Raw genomic sequence first — 16,700 nt, forward strand, 5'->3', positions numbered from 1 at the left:
TCAAGATGATGGTGGCAGGGGCGCGCCGGGCGGGCTAAAAGGCGCGGCAAAAACCACGAGGTAGGCCCATGTCGCATTCCGCAGACCCCCGTCCGATGACCGCCCGCCCCACCGGCCCCCTGTCGGGCGAGGCGCTGGTGCCGGGGGACAAGTCGATCAGCCACCGCGCCCTGATCCTGGGCGCGATGGCCGTCGGGAGAGACGCGCATCACCGGCCTGCTGGAAGGCCAGGACGTGCTGGACACTGCCCGCGCTATGCAGGCGCTTGGCGCGCAGGTGACGCAGCACGGGCCGGGAGAGTGGTCGGTGCATGGTGTGGGCGTGGGCGGCTTCTCCAGCCCGGCCGAGGTGATCGATTGCGGCAATTCGGGCACCGGCGTGCGTCTGATCATGGGTGCGGTCGCGACCCACGCCCGATCAGTGTGACCTTCACCGGCGACGCCAGCCTGTCGCGTCGTCCGATGGCGCGGGTGACGGACCCGCTGTCGCAGTTCGGCACCCAGATCACCGCGCGAGAGGGGGGGCGTCCTGCCCATCACCATCCAGGGCGCGGCCGATCCGGTGCCCGTCCACCTATCGCACCCCCGTGGCCAGCGCCCAGATCAAGTCGGCGATCCTGCTGGCCGGCTGAACGCGCCGGGGGACACGGTTGTGATCGAATCCGAACCGACGCGCGATCATTCCGAACGCATGCTGGCCGGTTTCGGCGCCCAGATCCGGACCGAGACCACGCCTGACGGCCACAAGATCACCCTGACTGGCCGCCCCGAACTGCGCCCGCAGCCCGTGGCGGTGCCGCGCGATCCGTCCAGCGCGGCCTTTCCGGTGGCTGCGGCGCTGATCGTGCCGGGGTCCGAAAATTCGCGTGCCGGGCGTCAGCCGCAACCCGACGCGGGACGGCCTGTACGTGACCCTGCTGGAGATGGGCGCCGACATCACCTTCGAGAACCCGCGCGAGGAGGGCGGAGAGCCCGTGGCCGACCTGCTGGTGCGCCACGGCCCGCTGAAGGGCGTGACCGTCCCTGCCGATCGTGCGGCCAGCATGATCGACGAATTCCCGATCCTGTCGGTGATCGCCGCGTTCGCCGAAGGCACCACGGTCATGAACGGCGTCGCGAACTGCGCGTCAAGGAAAGCGACCGGATCGACGCGATGGCCGTGGGCCTGCGCGCGAACGGCGTCACGGTCGAGGATACGCGCGACACCATGACCGTTCACGGCGCGGCGCAGGTGGCGGGCGGCGGCCATGCGGTGACCCATCTGGACCACCGCATCGCCATGAGCTTCCTGATCCTGGGCCTTGCGACCCAGCAGCCCGTCACCATCGACGACGCGGGGCCGATCACCACGTCCTTCCCCGACTTCGTGCCGCTGATGACCCGCTTGGGCGCGACGCTGGACTAGGCGGGATAGCCGATCCCGGCCAGGGATCGGCGGATCTCGTCCAGGATGGCGGGGTCGTCGATGGTGGCGGGCGCCTTGACCGTCTCGCCGTCGGCGATCTTAGCCATGGGTCGCGCGCAGGATCTTGCCCGACCCGCGTCTTGGGCAGGCGGTCGACGACGCAGGCGGTCTTGAAGGCCGCGACGGGCCCGATGCGGTCGCGGACCATGCGCACCACCTCGGCCACGACCTGGGCATGCTCGGTCTCGACCCCCTTCTTCAGGCACAGAAGGCCCAGGGGTGCCTGTCCCTTCAGCGGATCGGCGACCCCGATCACCGCGCAATTCCGCGACGGCGGGATGGCTGGACAGGACCTCCTCCATGCTGCCCGTCGACAGGCGGTGGCCCGCGACGTTGATGACGTCGTCGGTGCGGGCCATGATCCAGACATAGCCATCATCGTCGACGTAACCCGCATCGCCTGTCTCATAGAAGCCGGGGAAATGCTGCAGATAGGCCGCGGTTGAACCGATCCTCGGCGTTCCACAGCGTGGGCAGGGTGCCGGGCGGCAGGGGCAGCTTGATCGCGATCGCGCCCAGGGTGCCGGGGGCGACCGGGTGCCCGGCCTCGTCCAGGACCTGCACGTCGTAGCCGGGCATGGGTAGGGTCGGGCTGCCCTTTTTTACGGGCATCAGCCCCGCACCGAAGGGGTTCGCGGCGATGGGCCAGCCGGTCTCCGTCTGCCACCAGTGGTCGATCACCGGCACCTTGACCCGATCCTCGGCCCAGGTGACGGTGTCGGGGTCGGCGCGTTCGCCCGCCAGGAACAGGGCCTGCAGGCCGGACAGGTCGTACTTGCCGACCAGTCGGCCCTCCGGGTCGTCGCGCTTGACCGCACGGATGGCGGTGGGCGCGGTGAAGAAGGACTTGACCTTGTGATCCGCGATCACCCGCCAGAACGTGCCTGCGTCGGGGGTGCCGACGGGTTTGCCTTCGAACACCACGGTCGTCGCGCCCCGCGATCAGCGGTCCATAGACGATATAGCTGTGCCCCACGACCCAGCCCACGTCGGACGCGACCCAGAACACGTCGCCCGGCCCGATGCCGTAGATGTTGGGCACGCTCCACGCCAGGGCGACCAGATGCCCCGCGGTTATGGCGCACGACACCCTTGGGCTGGCCCGTCGTCCCTGAGGTGTAGAGGATATAGGCCGGGTGGTTCCCCTCGACCGGGACGCAGTCGGCGGGCTGCGCGTCCGCCACCGCCTGGCGCCAGTCCAGATCGCGGCCCGCCACCATGTCGGCCGTGCATTCGGGGCGCTGGAACACGATGGTGAAGTCCGGCTTGTGGGCGGCCTCGTCTATGGCGCGGTCCATCAGCGGCTTGTAGGGGACCACGCGACCTGGCTCCAGCCCGCAGCTTGCGGCGATGATCGCGCGGGGCTTGGCGTCGTCGATGCGCACCGCCAGTTCATGCGCGGCGAACCCGCCGAAGACGACCGAGTGGATGGCCCCGATCCGGGCGCAGGCCAGCATCGCCTGCAGCGCCTCGGGGATCATTGGCATGTAGATGATGACCCGGTCGCCCTTGCCGATGCCGCGCGCGGCCAGCACACCCGCCAGCCGGGCCACCTGGTCCTGCAGCTGGGCATAGGTCAGGCGACTGACGCTGCCGGTCATCGGGCTGTCATGGATCACCGCCAGGCGGTCGCCGTGACCGGCCGCGACATGGCGGTCGATGGCGTTCCAGCAGGTGTTCACCATGCCGTCGGCGAACCATTCCCCGGCGGGACCCTGGTCGAAATGCGCGCGGCTTGGGGGCTGGGTCCAGTCGATGGCATCGGCGGCCTGCATCCAGAACGCCTCGGGATCGGCCTTCCAGCGCGCGTAGAGATCTTGATAGGACATGGACTCCCCTCCCTGAACCTGGGTTTTGTTACGCAGGAAGGGGGGCGTCGCGCAACCTTGTTAGCGGCGTGACAGTGCGCTGATTAGCAGAAATCCGGCGATCGGGTTTGCAAACAGAACGGCGCAGCAAAGCCTCCATTGCCGCGCCGAAGTATTTGCAAAAATGCCGGCGAATCAGCCGTAATGCGTGACCGGTGTGCCGGCCAGCACCGACATGTTCAGCAGGCCGCGCGTGGTGATCGAGGGTGTCACGATATGGGCGCGGTTGCCCATGCCCATCAGGATCGGCCCGACCTCCAGGCCGCCCGCGCGCATCTTCAGCGCGTTGCGGACGCCCGATGCGGCGTCGGTGCCCGCAAAGACCAGCACGTTCGCCACACCCTGCAGCCGCGAGGTCGGGAAGATGCGTTCGCGCAGTTCGGGGTCCAGCGCCGCGTCCACATGCATCTCTCCGTCATACATGAAGTCGGGCTCGCGTGCGTCCAGCAGCGTCAGGGCGTCGCGCATCTTGCGGCCGGAATAGCTGTCGGTGTTGCCGAACTGCGAATGGCTGCACAGGGCGATCTTGGGCGTCAGGCCGAACCGGCGGACGTGACGCGCGGCGCCCATCACCGTCTCCATGACCTGCTGGGGCGTGGGGTCGTTGTGGCACTGGGTGTCCGCGATGAACAGCGGCCCGTCTTCCAGGATGATCATCGACAGCGCGCCGACCGGGTGCAGCCCGTCACGGGCCAGGATCTGGCGCACGTATTGCAGGTGCCAGCTGTACTGTCCGAACGTGCCGCAGATCAGGCTGTCGGCCTCGGCCCGGTGCACCATGACGGCGCCGATGGCGGTGGTGTTGGTGCGCATGATCGCGCGGGCGATGTCGGGGCTGACCCCGCGCCGCGCCATGATGCCGTGATACGTTTCCCAATAGTCGCGATAGCGGGGGTCGTTCTCGGGGTTCACGATCTCGAAGTCGACATCCGGACGGATCGGCAGGCCCGCGCGTTCGGCGCGGGTGGCGATCACGTCGGGGCGGCCGATCAGGATCGGGACGTCGGTCGTCTCCTCCAGCATGGCGTTGGCGGCGCGCAGGACACGTTCGTCCTCGCCCTCGGCAAAGACGATGCGGCGCGTGGCGGTGGCCGCGGCCTCGAAGACCGGGCGCATGATCAGCGCCGATCGGAAGACCGACCCGTCAAGCTTCTGCTTGTAGGCGGCCATGTCGTCCAGGGGCCGGGTCGCAACGCCCGTCTCCATCGCGGCGCGGGCCACGGCGGATGACACGACGCCCATCAGGCGTGGATCGAAGGGCTTGGGGATCAGATAGTCGGCGCCGAAGGTCAGCGTCTCGCCGCGATAGGCGGCGGCGGCCTCGGCCGCGGTGGTCGCGCGGGCCAGGGCGGCGATGCCCTCGATGCAGGCGATCTTCATCTCGTCGTTGATCGTGGTCGCGCCGACGTCCAGCGCGCCGCGGAAGATGAAGGGGAAGCACAGGACATTGTTGACCTGGTTCGGGAAATCGCTGCGTCCGGTGGCGATGATCGCGTCGGGGGCGACGGCGCGGGCCGCGTCGGGGTCGATTTCCGGGTTCGGGTTCGCCAGCGCGAAAGATGATCGGGCGCGGGGCCATGCGACCGACCATCTCGGGCGTCAGAACGCCCGGACCGGACAGGCCCAGGAACAGGTCGGCGCCGTCGATCACCTCGGTCAGGCTGCGCTTGTCCGAGGCTTGGGCATAGGCGGCCTTCTGCGGGTTCATGTCCAGCTCGCGACCCTCATGGACCAGGCCGTGGATGTCGCACAGCCAGACGTTCTCCGCGCTTGACGCCCAGTTTCAGCAGCATGTTCAGGCAGGCGATGCCCGCCGCCCGCCGCCGGTCGAGACGATCTTGATGTCCTCGAACCGCTTGCCGGCGATGCGCAGCGCATTGGTCGCGGCCGCGCCCACCACGATGGCGGTGCCGTGCTGGTCGTCGTGAAAGACCGGGATGTTTCATCCGCTCGCGGCAGATCTGTTCGACGATGAAGCAGTCGGGGGCCTTGATGTCCTCCAGGTTCACCGCGCCGAAGGTCGGCTCCAGCGCGCAGACGATCTCGGCCAGCTTGACCGGATCGGGCTCGTTCACCTCGATGTCGAAGCAGTCGATGTTGGCGAATTTCTTGAACAGGACCGCCTTGCCCTCCATCACCGGCTTGGAGGCCAGCGCGCCGATGTTGCCCAGGCCCAGGACGGCCGTGCCGTTTGAGATGACGGCCACCAGGTTGCCCTTGGTGGTATAAGCGTGCGGCGGTTGCGGGATCGGCCTTGATCTCCAGGCAGGCTTCGGCGACGCCGGGGGAATAGGCGCGGGCCAGGTCGCGGCCATTGGCCATCGGCTTGGTCGCGCGGATCTCCAGTTTGCCCGGTCGCGGGAACTCGTGATAATCCAGCGCGGCCTGTCTTGCGCTGTCCTGCCTGCGGTCTTCCATCTTTCGCCCCTCCGGTTTCGGAATTGGTTTACCGTTAAACCATTCTGACGTCGGGGAACAGCGGGGTTCTGCGCGCCCGCGCGCGTCTTGCACAACCCCGCCCGCGGGCGCAGATTGGCGGCCAGATCGAACGGGGTGAACCATGACGACGTCATTGCTGGATGCGGCGCGCGACGTGCGCGAACGGGCCTATGTGCCCTATTCGAAATTCAAGGTCGGCGCTGCCATCCGTGGCGCGTCGGGCACGGTCTATAGCGGCTGCAACGTCGAGAACGTGGCCTATCCCGAAGGCACCTGCGCCGAGGCCGGGGCCATTGCCGCGATGGTCGCCGCCGGAGAGACGCAGCTGATCGAGGTCGCCGTCATCGCCGACAGCCCGACCCCCGTGCCGCCCTGCGGCGGCTGCCGCCAGAAGCTGGCGGAATTCGCGTCCGCAGAGGTGCCGGTCCTGCTGGCCACGACCGACGGCGCGCAGATGCACACGACCGTGGGCGACCTGCTGCCCGGCCGGTTCGACGCGGGCCACATGGCGCGCACATGACCGATCCGCGACCTGTCATATCGGCGATCCGCGACGGGCGGGGCCTGGACGGGCCGGGCGCGGCGCTGATTGCGCAGGGGCTGGCCGACGGGTCGGTCAGCGACGCGCAGGCGGGTGCCTTTGCGATGGCGGTGCTGACCAAGGGCGTCGGACCGGCGGGCCGCGTGGCGCTGACGCGCGCCATGCGTGATTCGGGGCATGTCCTGCAGTGGGACCTGTCGGGTCCGGTGGTGGACAAGCATTCGACCGGCGGCATCGGCGATACGGTGTCGCTGGTGCTGGCGCCGCTTCTGGCCGCGCGCGGGGTGTTCGTGCCGATGATCTCGGGTCGCGGCCTGGGCCATACGGGTGGCACGCTGGACAAGCTTTGAGGCGATCTCCGGCTATCTGTGCGACCAGCCGGAGGACGACTTCCGCCGCATCGTGCGCACCGTCGGCTGCGCGATCGTGGCGGCCACGGGCGACGTGGCCCCTGCGGACCGTCGCCTGTACGCGATCCGCGACGAATCGGGGACGGTGGAATCGATCGACCTGATCACCGCGTCGATCCTGTCGAAGAAGCTGGCGGCGGGGCTGGATGCGCTGGTCCTGGACGTCAAGGCGGGGTCGGGCGCCATCCTGAAGAAGGCCGACAGCGCCGGTCGCCTGGCCCAGGCCCTGGTCGAGACCGCGAACGGGGCGGACTGCCGCACGTCTGCCTTCATCACCGACATGGATCAGCCGCTGGCCCGCAGCGCCGGCAATGCGCTGGAGATCCACGAGGCGATCCGCGCCCTGCGGGGCGAGGCCGGGGCGCTGCGCGACCTGACGCTGGCGCTGGCGGCGGAATGCCTGACGCTGGCCGGACGGTCCGCGGACGGTCTGGCCGACACGCTGGACAGCGGCGCCGCGGCCGAGGTGTTCGGCCGCATGGTCGCGGCCCAGGGCGGACCGCGCGACCTGCTGGACCGCCCCGAGGCGCATCTGGCCCGTGCGCCGCTGATCCTGCCCATTCCCGCGCCAGACGCGGGGCGCGTGGGGCGCATCGACGTGACCGCGCTTGGCCACGCGGTGCTGGCGCTTGGCGGCGGGCGCGTGCGCGCGGCCGAGGCGATCGACCACCGCGTGGGCCTGGACCGCCTGGCCAAGCTGGGAGAGGAGGTCGGCCCCGACCGCCCCCTGGGCATGGTTCACGCCGCCGACGACACGGCGGCACAGGTGGCCATCGCCGCCGTGCAGGCCGCCTATGTCCTGGGCGACGGCCAGCCCGGCCCACTGATCCGCGACCGGATCGTCGCATGAGCCGGGCGTTCCTGATCGTCATGGACAGCGTGGGCATCGGCGGCGCGCCCGATGCCCACGCCTTCTTCAACGACGGTCGCCCCGATACCGGTGCGAACACCGTCGGGCATATCGCGCAGTCCCGTCCGTTGCGGATGCCGGTGCTGGACGGGCTGGGGTTTGGGGCGGCGGTGCGGACTGGCCTCGGGTATCGATGCGCCGGGTCTGGGCGCCGAACCCCGCGGCCTGTGGGGTGCGGCATCCGAGGTGTCGCGCGGCAAGGACACCCCCTCTGGCCACTGGGAGATCGCGGGCGTCCCCGTGCCGTGGGACTGGACGTACTTCCCCGACGCCGACCCCGCCTTTCCTGCCGACGTGACCGCGCGGATCTGCCAGCTGGCAGGGACCGACGGCATCCTGGGCAATTGCCACGCATCGGGGACGCAGGTCATCGACGACTTCGGCGCCCGGCATCTGCAGACCGGCTGGCCGATCTGCTATACCTCGGCCGACAGCGTGCTGCAGATCGCGGCGCATGAGGAGGCGTTCGGCCTGGACCGCCTGATCGCGCTGTGCCGCGACCTGTCACCGATGCTGCACGCGATGCGCGTGGGCCGGGTCATCGCGCGCCCATTTGTTGGCCAACCAGGCGCGTTCCGTCGCACCGGCAACCGCCGCGATTTCGCGATCGCGCCGCCGGCGACACCATCCTGGACATCGCGCAGGGTGCGGGGCGGGTCACCCATGCCATCGGCAAGATCGGCGACATCTTCAGCCATCGCGGCATCACCCGCCTGCACAAGGGCGAAGATGACGCGACCCTGGCCGAATACCTGGTCCGGCTCGGCACCCAGGCCGAACCCGGCAGCCTGACATTCGCCAACTTCGTCGAATTCGACACCAATTTCGGCCACAGGCGGGACATTCCCGGCTATGCCACGCAACTGGAATGGTTCGACGGCGTCGCGGGCCGGTTCCTGGCGACGCTGTCGCCCGGCGATCTGGCAATCTTCACCGCCGATCACGGCAATGACCCGTCCTGGTCCGGCACCGACCACACCCGCGAACGCGCGCCCGTGCTGGGCTGGGGCGCGGGCGTGCGCGGCGTGGGGCAGGTGGGTTTTGCCGATATCGGCGCCTCGATCCTTGCCCATCTGGGGCTGCCCGCCCCCCAACACGGGACATCATTCCTATGAAGAAGATCGAACTGCACCTGCATCTGGAGGGTGCCGCGCCACCCGATTTCATCCGCGGCCTGGCCAAGGAAAAACGCGCCGACCTGTCCGGCGTCTTCGACGAGCGCGGGCATTACGCCTATGACGACTTTCCGGGCTTCCTGCGATGCTACGAGGCCGCGACCAGCGTCATCAACGGCCCGCGCGACTATGCCCGCCTGCTGGCCGAGGTGCTTGACCGCTGCGCTGAGGAGGGCGTGGTCTATGCGGAACTGTTCGTCTCGCCGGAATTCTGCGGCGGTGCGGACCTGTCGGCCTGGCGCGATCATCTGGCCGCGATGACCGAGGTTGCGGACCGCGCCCGGGCGGACGGCATCGACAGCCGCGGCATCGTCACCGCGATCCGTCACTTCGGCGCGGATCGTGCGCGCAAAACTGCGCGCTGTGCTGCCGAGACCGCGGGCGGCTGGATCACCGGCTTTGGCATGGGCGGGGCCGAACAGGTCGGCCGCGCCACCGATTACGGCTGGAGCTTTGACTGCGCTGCAGAGGCCGGGTTGGGCCTGACCTGCCATGCAGGCGAATGGGGCGGTCCCGACAGCGTCCGGCAGGCGCTGGACCTGGGCTGCACCCGCATCGGGCATGGCGTGCAGGCGATCGACGACCCTGCGCTGGTGCGCGACCTGGTCGAGCGCGGCGTGACGCTGGAGGTGTGTCCGGGATCGAACATCGCGCTTGGGGTCTATCCGTCCTGGGTCGCCCATCCCATCGCGCGGCTGGCCGATGCCGGGGTGCGGGTCACCGTGTCCACCGACGATCCGCCGTTCTTCCACACGACGATGCGCCATGAGTACGATCGGCTTGCGTCGACCTTTGGCTGGGGCGATACCGAGTTCCGACAGATCAACCAGTGGGCTGCCGACGCCGCGTTCTGCGACGCGTCCACCCGCGACCGCCTGAAAAAGGAATTCGCCTGATGCAACACCTGACCGTCGTCGACCACCCGCTGGTTCAGCACAAGCTGTCGATCATGCGCCAGAAAGAGGTGTCCACCGCCGGTTTCCGCCGCCTTCTGCGCGAGATCAGCCTGCTTCTGGCCTATGAGGTCACGCGAGAGCTGGAGCTGACCACCATGCACATCGAGACGCCCATGTGCGAGATGGAGGCCCCCACGCTGGAGGGCAAGAAGCTGGCCCTGATCTCGATCCTGCGGGCCGGAAACGGGCTGATGGACGGCATCCTGGAGCTGATCCCCGGCGCGCGCGTGGGCTTTGTCGGACTCTATCGCGACCCCGAGACGCTGAAGCCGGTCGAATACTACTGCAAGGTGCCGCGCGAACTGGACGCGCGGATGACCATCGTGGTGGACCCGATGCTGGCCACGGGCAATTCGTCGGTCGCGGCCATCGACATGCTGAAAGAGCGCGGCGCCAAGAACATGCGCTTCCTGTGCCTGTTGGCTGCGCCCGAAGGCGTCGAACGCATGCGCGAGGCGCATCCGGACGTGCCGATCTTCACGGCGGCGCTGGACGAACGACTGGACGATCACGGCTATATCGTCCCGGGCCTGGGCGATGCCGGCGACCGGATGTTCGGCACGAAATAAGGCCGCCCGTTAACCGCCGTTTCACGGTTCTGCGCTAGGTCTGGGGCAGGACAACGGAATGGATGGCAGATGATCGGGCACTTGCGGGTCTTGGCGATGCTTTTGCTGGGCGGGGCGGCGCAGGCCGCTCCGACGCCACCGCCCCCCGCCGATTTCGCGGGGACGCAGTATATCGACGGCAACGGCTGCGTCTTCACCCGCAGCGGCGCCGACTGGACCGCGCGTCAGGATGGGCAGGGGCAGGCGCTGTGCGGCTTTCCCCCCAGCCTGGACGTCCGGCGCACGGACCCGCTGACCGAACGGGCGCTGCCGCTGACCCAGGCACCGCCGCCGGATGTCGAAACCCTGCTGCTGGAACAGCTGTCGCGCGACCTGCGCCCCGGCGAATGGACCGCGGACCCGGCCCCGGCCGAGACCCGCGCGGAACCGGCCGCGTCGCGGGTGCCCGATCCGATCCACACCGCGCTGCAGGATGCCCTGACCATGGCGCCGACGCTGCGCGAGGCCACCGGCCTGTCGGGCAGCCCGGAGCTGTGCGCGCGTCTTGGCTATAAGCCGGACCCGTCGGCATCCGCGCAGGGCTCTACCTTGGGGTTGTGTCCCGGCATGCGCGCGGCCACCGCGACGGCGTCTTTGACCACGGGAGTTACCGCGGCACCGCCACAGCCAGAGCCGGCAGCCATCAGGACGGCCCCCGCGGCGCGGCCGACCGTTGCCGCGACCCCGCGCGCCACCGCCCGTCGTGCGGCCTCACCGACCCCTGCGGCGCCCGTCGCCGCCGCGCCCAAGCCGGTGGCTGTGCCGGGACCAGAGATGATCCCGGCATCGGCGCGGTATGTTCAGGTCGGTGCCTATGGCGACGAGGGGAACGCGATGATCGTGCTGCGGGCGCTGGCCGCGCGCGGCTATCCGACGGGGCAGGGGCGGACAACGGATGGAACGAAACCGCTGCGGCTGATCATGGCGGGACCCTTCACCGACCGCCAGGCCCTGATCGCCGCGCTGAACGATCTGCGGGCGAACGGCTATCCCAAGGCGGTGGCGCGCTAGGCGCTGCGCACCGCCTCGATCATACGGGCGACGTTGTCGGGATCGGCGTCAGGGGTGATCCCGTGACCCAAGTTGAAGACATGCGGACCGCCGCGCAGGGCGCGGGTGATCCGCTGCGCCTCGGCGACAAGTTCGGGCCCGCCCGTGACCATGTGCCGCGGGTCCATGTTGCCTTGGACGCAGCCCTCGGTCTGGACGTGGCGGGCGGCCCAATCGGTCGACACTGAATTGTCCAGCGCGACGCAGTCGGCTCCGACCGCCGCCCGAAACCCGACATAACGCTCGCCCGCCTCACGGGGGAATGCGATTACAGGCACGCCGGGATGGCGCGCCTTCAGCGCGGCGATGATCCGCTTGGCCGGGGCAATCGCGAAGTCATCGAAATCCTGGCCCTTCAGGCTGCCGGCCCAGCTGTCGAACAGCTTGACGACTTCGGCGCCGGCCTCGATCTGGCGTGACAGGTAATGGATCGTGGCATCCGTGATCAGGTCGATCAACGCGGCGAATGTCGCGCGGTCCTGATCCTTCAGCAGATGCGCCGGTCCCTGATCCTTGGTGCCGCGGCCGGCGACCATGTAGGTCGCGACCGTCCATGGCGCGCCGGCAAAGCCGATCAGCGTGGTTTCCCGCGGCAGTTCGCGCGACAGGATCCGAAGCGTCTCATAGACGGGTGCCAGCTGCGCATCGACCTGATCCGCCGGTTTCAGCCGCGCCAAATCCGACGCGCTGGTCACGGTGGACAGCCGCGGTCCCTCTCCGGTGACGAACCACAGGTCGGCGCCCAAGGCCTGGGGGATCAGCAGGATGTCGGCAAAAAGGATCGCGGCATCAAAGCCAAAGCGGCGGATCGGCTGCAGGGTGACCTCGGCGGCAAGGTCGGGATTGTAGCACAGCGACAGGAAATCGCCCGCCTGCGCGCGCGTCGCACGGTACTCCGGCAGATAACGCCCGGCTTGACGCATCATCCAGATCGGCGGGGTGGGCAGGGTCTCGCCGGCCAGGGCGCGCAGCAGAAGTTTGGTCATGGGGCCTCCTGCGCCCCTTGAAGGTCAGGCGACAGGCGTTGTCAAGCGCAGCCCCGGCGGCTATGCCGTGGCGCATGAAACAGATGCCCACTCCCACCCGACCGCTTCGGATCGGCACGCGCGGATCGGTCCTGGCCTTGGCGCAGGCCCATGAGACGCGCGATCGCCTGATGGCTGCCCATGGCCTGCCGCAGGACGCGTTCCAGATCATTCCGATCAAGACCACCGGCGACCGCGTCCTGGACCGCCCCCTGTCGCAGATCGGCGGCAAGGGCCTGTTCACCCGCGAGATCGAGGAGGCCTTGACCGAGGGCGCGATCGACATCGCCGTGCATTCGATGAAGGACATGCCCACGCTGCAACCGGACGGCTTGGTGATCGACTGCCTGCTGCCGCGAGAGGATGTCCGGGACGCCTTTGTCAGCCCGCACGTAGCCTCGATCACCGCGCTGCCGCAGGGCGCGGTCGTGGGCTCCTCCAGCCTGCGCCGCCGCGCCCAATTGGCACACCGTCGTCCAGATCTGCAGTTGGTGGAATTTCGGGGGAATGTGCAGACGCGCCTGCAGAAGCTTGCGGACGGGGTTGCCGTGGCAACCTTCCTGGCAATGGCGGGACTGTCGCGGCTGGACATGCGTCACGTCGCCCAAAGCGCCATCGATCCGGACGAGATGCTGCCCGCGGTCGCACAGGGGGCCATCGGTATCGAGCGCCGTGCCGACGATCAGGGCTGTGTGATGCTGCTGTCGTCGATCAACGATCCGCTGACGGCGCTGCGGATTGAGGCAGAGCGCGCGTTCCTGCGCCGCTTGGACGGGTCCTGCCAGACGCCCATCGCGGGGCTTGCCACGCTGGATGGTGACCGCATGACGCTGCGTGGTGAAATCCTGCGCCCGGATGGCAGCGAGGTCGTCGCCGGTGTTCGTAATGGTCTGACATCGGATGGTGCGGCCATGGGAACGGATCTGGCGGAAGAGCTGCTGTCCCGCGCCGGACCCGGCTTTCTGATCGCCTGAGAATATGCCGGGGCACAGCCCCGGCAAGCGAGTCAATAGCTGCGGATCAGTCCGACCAGCCGGCCCTGGATGCGCACGCGGTCTTCGGGAAGAAGCCGCGTCTCGTAGGCCGGATTGGCGGCCTCCAGCGCGATCATCGATCCTTTGCGGCGATAGCGCTTCAGGGTGGCTTCCTGATTGTCCACCAAGGCCACGATGATGTCGCCCGTCTCTGCGGTATCCTGTTCGCGGATCACTACGACATCGCCATCGTTGATGCCGGCCTCGATCATCGAATCGCCGGTCACCTCAAGCGCGTAGTGATGTTCACGGCCCGACAGCATCGTTCCCGGCACCGCGACATGGTGCGACACTTCCGAAATCGCCTCGATCGGCACACCGGCGGCGATACGGCCCATCAGGGGCAACTGAACCGCAGGGCTGTCGACGACCGTCATCGCGCCGCGCGGGCGGGCGGGGCGCGTGTTCGAGATGACGCGCGGCGCGAAGGCCGGACGCGTCTCTTCGGGGGCGGCGTCGGTCAGGTGGGACAGGGCGTCGGGCAGGCGAAGCACCTCGAGCGCGCGGGCGCGGTGCGGCAGGCGCCGGATGAAGCCTCGCTCTTCCAGCGCGGTCACCAGCCTATGAATCCCGGACTTGGACCGCAGGTCCAAAGCATCCTTCATCTCGTCGAAGGAAGGCGGCACGCCGTCCCGCGCCATCCGCCTTTGGATGAACTCAAGCAGTTGGATCTGCTTTTTCGTCAACATGGCCCGCCCTTTTCTTCGTGTTCCGCGTCTGTTCTAGCTTATCCACAGAATCGCGTCAATCAGTTGACCGTGAAAGGGTGAAAAAACAGTTAACTAGCGGCAAGGGGGATGTAGTCGACCAGATCGCCCGCCGATCTGGCCGGATCATGCGGCGGACGAACCAGCAGCGCATTCGCCTGCGCCATCAGCGCCAGCCGTGCCGAATCCTGATCCGCAAAGGGCGCGATCAGGGGCAGGTCCTCGCCCGCAGCCAATGTCGCCCGCAGGTAGTGCTGACGGGGTCCTTCAGCCGGCAGGTCGTGGGCCAGCCTTGCCTTGCGCAACGGCGCATCCGCCAGAAGCCCCTGCATCGCGCGGATCAAAGGTTGCATGAACAGAACCGCGCAAACTATTGCCGAAACGGGATTTCCCGGCAGGCCTAGCATGGCGCCTTTCGCCATCCGGCCCGCCATCAGCGGCTTTCCGGGACGCAGCGCGACCTTGTAGAAGGCCTGGTCGATACCGTGTTCCTGCGCCATCTTGCCGATCAGGTCATGGTCGCCGACCGATGCGCCGCCGATGGTGACCAGCAGATCCGCGTCCGCCGCCGCGCGGAAACTGGCACGCAGGCTGTCCTCGGTGTCGCGCGCGATCGGCAGGATATGCGGCTCACCGCCAGCATCACGGACCATGGCCGCAATGGCCAAGTCGTTCGAGCTGATGATCTGACCCTCCGCAGGGTCCGTGCCGGGGGGAACCAGTTCGTCTCCGCCCGCCAGGATGGCAACGCGGGGGCGCGCGGCGACCGTGACATTGTCAACGTTCATCGCGGCCAGCAGACCGATATGGGCCGCGCCCAGGATGATCCCCGGCGCGACGGTATCGCCTTGCGCAAAGTCGTTGCCGCGCGCCCGGATGTTGCTGCCCCCGGATCGGGTCACAATGCGGATCACGTCGCCGTTGCGGTCCACGTTCTCCTGCAGTTCGACATGGTCAAAGCCTTGCGGCACCGGTGCACCGGTGAAGATGCGGATGGCGGTGCCCGGGCGGGCAGTGCCGACCCACGGATGGCCTGCCGCGCTGGTGCCGATCACGGTCAGGGCGTCGTCCAGATCGGCCGCCCGCATCGCAAAGCCGTCCATCGCGGACGCATCGAAGGGTGGCTGGGCCAGCCGGGACACGGCGGGCTGCAGCAGGGCGCGGCCATGAGCGTCGGCCAGGGACACAACCTCGGGGCGCGGCGGGTTGGCAAGCGCCAGAACGCGTTCAAGGGCCTCGGCGACCGAGATCATTGCGGCGCCTCGTACGGGCCGGACTTGCCGCCATCCTTGCGCAGCAGGCGGATGTCTTGAATTTCCATCGACTTCTGCGCCGCCTTCAGCATGTCGTATACGGTCAGGCAGGCGGTGGTGACGGCGGTCAACGCCTCCATCTCGACCCCGGTGCGGCCGGTGGTGCGGACGGTCGCGGTGACGCGGATACCGGGCAGGTCTGGATCGGCCACAAGGTCGACAGCGACCTTGGCCAGCGCCAGCGGATGGCACAGCGGGATCAGATCGGCGGTGCGCTTTGCGCCCATGATGCCCGCCAGGCGCGCCACGCCCAGCACGTCGCCCTTGGCCACACCCCCCTGCGCCAGGGATAGCGTTTCCGGAGTCATGATCACGCAGCCCGTGGCCACGGCCTCGCGCGCGGTTTCGGACTTGGCCGAGATGTCGACCATATGCGCCTGACCGGCGGCGTCGAAATGCGTCAGGGTCATGCTGCGACGTCCAGGATGGCGCGGGTGGCGGCGGTCACGTCGGCCTGACGCATCAGGCTCTCCCCGATCAGGAAGCGCCGCGCGCCGGTCTGCATCATCGCGCCCAGGTCCGCCGGGGTGAACAGTCCGCTTTCGCAGACCAGCTGGCGGTCGTCGGGGATGCGCGGTGCAAGGTCGCGCGTCACATCAAGTGTGACCTCGAAGGTCTTGAGATTGCGGTTGTTCACGCCGATCAACGGCGATTTCAGGCGCAGGGCGCGGTCCAGTTCGGGCGCGTCATGCACCTCGATCAGGACATCCATGCCCCAGCCCATAGCCGCATCCTCCAAGTCGCGGGCCTGGGCGTCGTCGACCGAGGCCATGATGATCAGGATGCAATCCGCGCCCCAGGCCCTGGCCTCTGTCACCTGATAGGTGTCATAGAGGAAATCCTTGCGCAGCGCCGGCAGGTCGCAGGCGGCGCGCGCGGCCGTCAGGAACGCGGGCGCGCCCTGAAAGCTGGGGCCGTCGGTCAGCACCGACAGGCAGGCCGCGCCGCCCGCCTGATAGGCGCGGGCCACCGACGGCGGATCGAAATCGGGCCGGATTAGGCCCTTGGACGGGCTGGCCTTCTTGATCTCGGCGATCAGGGCGGGGCCGCCGGCTGCGGCCCGGTCCAGCGCGCGGGCAAAGCCGCGGGGGGCGTCGGCCGCACGGGCCTGCGCGTCGAGGTCGGCCAGCGGACGCGCAGCCTTGGCGGCGGCGATCTCTTCCAGCTTATAGGCCTTGATCTTGTCCAGAATATCCATGC

General features: G+C 68.6%; 10 protein-coding genes and 5 pseudogenes. 8 read left to right on the plus strand and 7 right to left on the minus strand.

Annotated elements, in window-relative coordinates; all coding sequences use genetic code 11:
• Window positions 1–68 precede the first annotated feature (68 nt).
• Window positions 69–1,404: pseudogene (aroA, locus tag F1642_RS03015) on the plus strand (3-phosphoshikimate 1-carboxyvinyltransferase).
• On the opposite strand, the pseudogene F1642_RS03020 reads toward aroA, so the two are convergent.
• Together F1642_RS03020 and F1642_RS03025 are read right to left on the minus strand one after the other, a co-directional pair.
• Window positions 1,401–3,293: pseudogene (locus F1642_RS03020) on the minus strand (propionyl-CoA synthetase). The pseudogenes aroA and F1642_RS03020 sit on opposite strands and share 4 nt — an antisense overlap.
• Window positions 3,294–3,467: 174 nt before the next feature.
• A pseudogene (locus tag F1642_RS03025) lies at window positions 3,468–5,750 on the minus strand (NADP-dependent malic enzyme).
• Between the two features lie 142 nt (window positions 5,751–5,892).
• Between F1642_RS03025 and F1642_RS03030 the strand changes: the two are divergent.
• The 6 genes and pseudogenes from F1642_RS03030 to F1642_RS03055 all read left to right on the plus strand — a co-directional run bounded on the left by F1642_RS03030 (window position 5,893) and on the right by F1642_RS03055 (window position 11,382).
• Window positions 5,893–6,291, plus strand: coding sequence for a cytidine deaminase (locus F1642_RS03030; RefSeq protein ID WP_194885406.1), 399 nt, complete (start codon window positions 5,893–5,895; stop codon window positions 6,289–6,291).
• Window positions 6,288–7,572, plus strand: a pseudogene (locus F1642_RS03035) (thymidine phosphorylase). Before F1642_RS03030 ends, F1642_RS03035 begins: the two are co-directional and overlap by 4 nt.
• Window positions 7,569–8,747 (plus strand): annotated as a pseudogene (locus tag F1642_RS03040) (phosphopentomutase). The pseudogenes F1642_RS03035 and F1642_RS03040 overlap by 4 nt, the downstream one beginning before the upstream one ends.
• Window positions 8,738–9,703 (plus strand): adenosine deaminase, encoded by a 966-nt coding sequence (locus F1642_RS03045; RefSeq protein WP_194885486.1) that lies wholly within the window; start codon window positions 8,738–8,740, stop codon window positions 9,701–9,703. The pseudogene F1642_RS03040 and the gene F1642_RS03045 overlap by 10 nt, the downstream one beginning before the upstream one ends.
• Window positions 9,703–10,332 (plus strand): uracil phosphoribosyltransferase, encoded by a 630-nt coding sequence (upp, locus tag F1642_RS03050; RefSeq protein WP_176695016.1) that lies wholly within the window; start codon window positions 9,703–9,705, stop codon window positions 10,330–10,332. The genes F1642_RS03045 and upp overlap by 1 nt, the downstream gene beginning before the upstream one ends.
• A 69-nt stretch (window positions 10,333–10,401) precedes the next feature.
• Entirely contained in the window at window positions 10,402–11,382 is a 981-nt protein-coding gene (locus F1642_RS03055; protein WP_194885407.1) for an SPOR domain-containing protein, read from the plus strand.
• On the opposite strand, the gene hemE is transcribed toward F1642_RS03055, so the two are convergent.
• Window positions 11,379–12,407 (minus strand): uroporphyrinogen decarboxylase, encoded by a 1,029-nt coding sequence (gene hemE, locus F1642_RS03060; RefSeq protein ID WP_194885408.1) that lies wholly within the window; start codon window positions 12,405–12,407, stop codon window positions 11,379–11,381. The two genes, F1642_RS03055 and hemE, sit on opposite strands and share 4 nt — an antisense overlap.
• An 83-nt stretch (window positions 12,408–12,490) precedes the next feature.
• Between hemE and hemC the strand changes: the two genes are divergently transcribed.
• On the plus strand, window positions 12,491–13,420 hold the full coding sequence (gene hemC / locus F1642_RS03065; RefSeq protein ID WP_194885409.1) for a hydroxymethylbilane synthase: 930 nt from the start codon (window positions 12,491–12,493) through the stop codon (window positions 13,418–13,420).
• 32 nt (window positions 13,421–13,452) lie between these two features.
• On the opposite strand, the gene lexA is transcribed toward hemC, so the two are convergent.
• The 4 genes from lexA to trpC all read right to left on the minus strand — a co-directional run bounded on the left by lexA (window position 13,453) and on the right by trpC (window position 16,698).
• Entirely contained in the window at window positions 13,453–14,169 is a 717-nt protein-coding gene (lexA, locus tag F1642_RS03070; RefSeq protein WP_194885410.1) for a transcriptional repressor LexA, read from the minus strand.
• Window positions 14,170–14,258: 89 nt separating this feature from the next.
• Window positions 14,259–15,440, minus strand: a complete 1,182-nt coding sequence (gene glp / locus F1642_RS03075; protein WP_194885411.1) for a gephyrin-like molybdotransferase Glp — start codon at window positions 15,438–15,440, stop codon at window positions 14,259–14,261.
• The gene (moaC, locus tag F1642_RS03080) at window positions 15,437–15,910 is read right to left on the minus strand and encodes a cyclic pyranopterin monophosphate synthase MoaC (RefSeq protein WP_194885412.1); all 474 of its coding nucleotides are present in this window, start codon (window positions 15,908–15,910) and stop codon (window positions 15,437–15,439) included. Before moaC ends, glp begins: the two co-directional genes overlap by 4 nt.
• Window positions 15,907–16,698 (minus strand): indole-3-glycerol phosphate synthase TrpC, encoded by a 792-nt coding sequence (gene trpC, locus F1642_RS03085; RefSeq protein WP_194885413.1) that lies wholly within the window; start codon window positions 16,696–16,698, stop codon window positions 15,907–15,909. The genes moaC and trpC overlap by 4 nt, the downstream gene beginning before the upstream one ends.
• Window positions 16,699–16,700 lie beyond the last annotated feature (2 nt).

Source organism: Paracoccus sp. NBH48 (assembly GCF_015390265.1).
GTDB classification, from domain to species: Bacteria; Pseudomonadota; Alphaproteobacteria; order Rhodobacterales; family Rhodobacteraceae; genus Paracoccus; species Paracoccus marcusii.